At 42.0% G+C, this 1,313-nt stretch carries 3 protein-coding genes; 1 reads left to right on the top strand and 2 read right to left on the bottom strand.

Translation table 11 applies throughout. The annotated features are described in order from the left end of the window. Positions 1-130: 130 nt before the first annotated feature. Positions 131-280, top strand: a complete 150-nt coding sequence (locus tag G614_RS32100; protein WP_166430231.1) for a hypothetical protein — start codon at positions 131-133, stop codon at positions 278-280. A 114-nt stretch (positions 281-394) separates the two neighbouring features. Here the strand turns inward: G614_RS32100 and G614_RS28985 are convergent, their stop codons facing one another. After that, the gene (locus G614_RS28985) at positions 395-808 is read right to left on the bottom strand and encodes a hypothetical protein (protein ID WP_242828211.1); all 414 of its coding nucleotides are present in this window, start codon (positions 806-808) and stop codon (positions 395-397) included. A gap of 63 nt (positions 809-871) precedes the next feature. Then, complete coding sequence (locus tag G614_RS0124035; protein ID WP_027643892.1) at positions 872-1,162, bottom strand: phage holin family protein; 291 nt, start codon at positions 1,160-1,162, stop codon at positions 872-874. Between the last annotated feature and the right edge of the window lie 151 nt (positions 1,163-1,313).

The following is a 1,313-nucleotide window of genomic DNA, read 5'->3' as shown; positions in this document are numbered from 1 at the left end:
CTCTTTGGCATCATTTTACCTCCTGAAATGGTCTATAAGTATTATACCATTTCAGGATAATAATGTAAACTTATTAAAATCGAGTTATACTAGTAAATGGTCTATCAATTACACCACAGGAGGTATTAAAATGAAATTCTTCACCAAGGCACTCATCATCCTTGCGGTTATCCTCCTTATATTCGCATTAGGCGACAGCATATTCAATGGTCTTTTCAGAAACGACGGATATCGTCCCGTAACCCAACAAATGAAAGAGGTCATGACAGGAACCGATTAGGTTCCTTCTTAAGTTCCTTTTTAATATCCTGTCACTGATTGATATTGATAATCAGACTTTTTTCATAATACAGCCGGTAGGAGAAATCCTGACCGGCTCCTCCCTTTTTACAGGCTATTTTTGACCTATGTTCTGCCTAACCCTCCCCGCCTGCACCTTGCCTCCCACACCTTGTCCATCCGTGGATGAGGCTCCAGATTCAAACAATATCTGACGCCTCCTGACATTTATGAGCGACTTCTTATATGTTCCACTATCAGCCACCTCCACCGGGTTCCTGACAGCCGAGACACAATGCCCTATTTTCCCCATTTGGCAACCGCGTATCTCACCGCATATCAAGCTGTGTGTTGTCACTGTCCCAGTGACATAGATTCCTGTGGAGCCATACTCCTCGTCCGCAGCCAGTTCCCAGCATCTTCCCACAAAGTCGTTTGTGTAATATTTTGTATCAATACCAAAAAATGTGATAATATACTGCTCTGTTGTTATATTAATACCCGCATCCTTTTGCAATATCTTATTCAAACATACCGCATTCATTGCAGGTCCACATATCTTAAAACAAATTCAGAACAAATATATTACATTCTATTCCTCCTTGCCTATCTGCTTTATAATTTGATTGACATACGTGCTCAGCCCTGCCAACAGGATTCCCTGGGTTATGGCGGTGAATATTGCCATTAAAATTTCCTGCCCGGACCGGCATGCACTTGTGGCAAGCACATAAATCCCGCATATGACAATTCCCAGGCCCCCGTTGATCAATGGGATATATCTGTCCTTCACCGCCTCACTCTGCTTAATCCACATGCCCACAAAATACAGCACAAGAGCTACCACGATTAATTCCGGTTTTATATAATCCGTTATTTGCATATACATTTTCCTCCTGTTACTTGCCTTACTATCAGTATATTAAGCAGAACAGATACATCCAATATGTGCTCCGCCCTGGCAAAAATGTTTTGGATAACATTAACAAGATGATCCATTGCCATGATCCTTCTTTTGGCGGCGCTTTCTTTGG

The organism is [Clostridium] clostridioforme AGR2157, assembly GCF_000424325.1.
Lineage (GTDB): Bacteria > Bacillota > Clostridia > Lachnospirales > Lachnospiraceae > Enterocloster > Enterocloster clostridioformis_A.
The sequence above is the reverse complement of the archived record's forward strand: the minus strand, read 5'-3'. Positions and strand labels throughout refer to the sequence as shown.

Bases quoted from the DNA above. Each gene is read 5' to 3' on its own strand.
- G614_RS32100 (WP_166430231.1), top strand. From the start codon at position 131: ATGAAATTCTTCACCAAGGCACTCATCATCCTTGCGGTTATCCTCCTT.
- G614_RS0124035 (WP_027643892.1), bottom strand. From the start codon at position 1,162: ATGCAAATAACGGATTATATAAAACCGGAATTAATCGTGGTAGCTCTT.